The sequence below is a fragment of the Rhodococcus sp. I2R genome (genome assembly GCF_020889545.1).
In the GTDB taxonomy this organism is placed as follows: domain Bacteria; phylum Actinomycetota; class Actinomycetes; order Mycobacteriales; family Mycobacteriaceae; genus Rhodococcoides.
In genome coordinates, this window is sequence record NZ_JAHUTG010000059.1 from 1 (window position 1) to 2,642 (window position 2,642).

General features: G+C 62.2%; 2 protein-coding genes. Both read left to right on the top strand.

The genetic code is table 11. The features are described from left to right. Positions 1-189: 189 nt before the first annotated feature. Positions 190-1,734 (top strand): IS21 family transposase, encoded by a 1,545-nt coding sequence (gene istA, locus KVY23_RS24755; protein WP_230558526.1) that lies wholly within the window; start codon positions 190-192, stop codon positions 1,732-1,734. A gap of 58 nt (positions 1,735-1,792) precedes the next feature. Then, positions 1,793-2,548: an IS21-like element helper ATPase IstB gene (istB, locus tag KVY23_RS24760; protein WP_230558527.1), complete on the top strand. Its 756-nt coding sequence runs from the start codon at positions 1,793-1,795 to the stop codon at positions 2,546-2,548. Positions 2,549-2,642 lie beyond the last annotated feature (94 nt).

Here is a 2,642-nt window from a genome sequence, read left to right on the forward strand (position 1 = left end):
TGTCAGCGGTCACGTAATTCCCCAGGCTTGAGGGGTTGTCCGTCACGTAATTCCTCACCCGCTGTCACGTAATTCCTCACCCTGGGGCGTGTCGGTGCGGGGTTCGGGTGCTGCTCAGGTTCGCTCCTGACACGGGGTCCTATCAAGGGCTCGTGGAAGGGGCCTGAGGTGGCAAGGAAGTCATTCACCGTGAACGATCTCATCGAGATGTTCCGACACTGGAACGCCGGCCGATCCCAAGTCGAGATCCATCAGGCACTGGGCATCGACCGCAAAACCATCCGCAAATACCTCCAACCAGCAGTGCACGAAGGCATCGAACCGGCACCGGAGGAGGTGTTCGATGAACATCTCTGGCGTGAACGCATCGACCGCTGGTTCCCTGCACTGTCCGATCCCGCGGCCCGCGCCTTGACGTGGGAACACATCGCACCGCACCGGGAATGGATCACCGAGCAACTCGATGTGCCGGTTACGGTCGCCACCATCGCGCAGCGTCTCCGCGACGATCACCACGTCGAGGTGTCCGAATCGACCGTCCGACGGTACATCGCAACAACATTCGCCGAGCAACGACTCGAAGAGAAGGTCACCGTCCCACGCGGGGCTGTCGAACCGGGCAGTGAAGCACAGATCGACTACGGCAAACTCGGCATGTGGTTCGACCCGGCCCTGGGCCGCCGCATCACCGTGTGGGCATTCGTCATGATTCTGGCGTGCTCACGCAAAATGTTCGTCCAACCCGTCTTCCGGATGGATCAAACCTCGTGGAACGCCTCCCATGTCGCGGCATTCGAGTTCTTCGGCGGCGTCCCCGCGCGGCTGGTCTGCGACAACCTCAAAACCGGTGTCGAACGACCCGATCTCTACGACCCGATGATCAACCCCGCCTACCAGGAGCTGGCGAGCTTCTACGGCACCCTCATCGACCCCGCCCGCGCCCGCAAACCCAAGGACAAACCCCGCGTCGAACGACCCATGCCCTACATCCGTGACTCGTTCTGGGCCGGCCGCGACTTCACCTCACTCGAACAGATGCAGACCGCGGCATTGCATTGGGCCACAGAGGTATACGGGCAACACCGGCACCGCTCACTCGACGGCGTGACACCCTCGGCGATGTTCGAGGCGGTCGAACAATCCGCTCTCACCCCACTTCCGGTCCGAACGTTCGAAGCCGTGCAGTACTCGGTGGGCACCGTCGCACCGGACTGCCACGTCAAAGCAGGTAAAGCGTTCTACTCGGTGCCGTGGCGCTTGCTCGGGCAGAAGGTCACCGTCCGCACCGCTGGGGACATGGTCCAGGTCTTTCACGACGATGCCGTCACCGCCACTCATGTTCTGCATCTGACCGGGCGGTCGACGAACTTCGAGCACTACCCACCGCACAAGGTTGCGCACACTCTGCGCAGTGTCACCTGGTGCCGCAACCAAGCAGAACAGATCGGTTTCGGTGCCACGAAAGTCATCGAAGAGCTGTCGTCGGTCAACGCCATCCACCGGCTCCGGGCGATCCAGGCGATCATCCGGCTCCGCGACAAATATCCCGACGACCGTCTCGATGCCGCATGCCGCCGAGCTCTCGAACTCGACGACGTGCACTACCGCACCATCAAAGGACTCCTCGTCGCCGGCACCGAACACGGAGATCAACCCGACGACCAATCCTCGGCACCACCACCGCCCGCGCTGCTCCGCGGCCCCGACGCGTTCGACACCGCGCAGAGCGCATGACCATGACTTCATCTACTTCTGCTGCACTGCACCCTCATTCGACACGAAGGACACAGTGATGACCATCCACGACCCATCCCTGCGAACCGCACTGAAAACCCTCAAACTCACCGGAATGCTGGACACACTCGACGCCAGGCTCGCTCAAACACGCGACGGTCAACTCGGACACCTCGAATTCCTGCAGGTGCTCTGTGAAGACGAAATCGCCCGCCGAGAATCCGCCGCCCTGACCAGACGAGTGCGCCGAGCGAAGTTCGAGCAGGCCAACACCTTCGAGGACTTCGACTTCACCGTCAGCCCGAAACTGCCCGCAGCGATGCTCCGCGATCTCGCTGCTCTTCGGTGGCTCGACGCGGGCGAGTCGGTCATCCTCTACGGCCCGGTCGGTGTCGGGAAAACCCATGTCGCACAGGCACTCGGTCATCAAGTAGCCCGACGCGGAGGCGACATCCGATTCGTCAAATGTTCCCGCATGCTCGCCGACCTCGCCGGCGGGCATGCCGACCGCACCATCGGGCAACGCATGCGTGAATACACCCGGCCGCACGTGCTCATCATCGACGACTTCGCGATGCGTGAGCACACCACCACCCAATCCGATGACCTCTATGACCTCGTCTCCGATCGAGCCATCGCCGGCAAACCCCTGATCCTCACGAGCAACAGGGCCCCGAAAGATTGGTACCCACTGTTCCCGAACCCCGTCGTCGCCGAATCTCTCCTGGACCGACTGATCAACACCAGCCATCAAGTCCTCATGGACGGGCCGTCGTATCGACCCCGCAAACGCCCCGGGACCAAGACCACCTGACAGCCGAGCCCGTCACCGATATCCTCACCACAGCAGCACCCGGCATGGGGAATTACGTGACAACTACCCCTGGGGAATTACGAGACCGTCGACA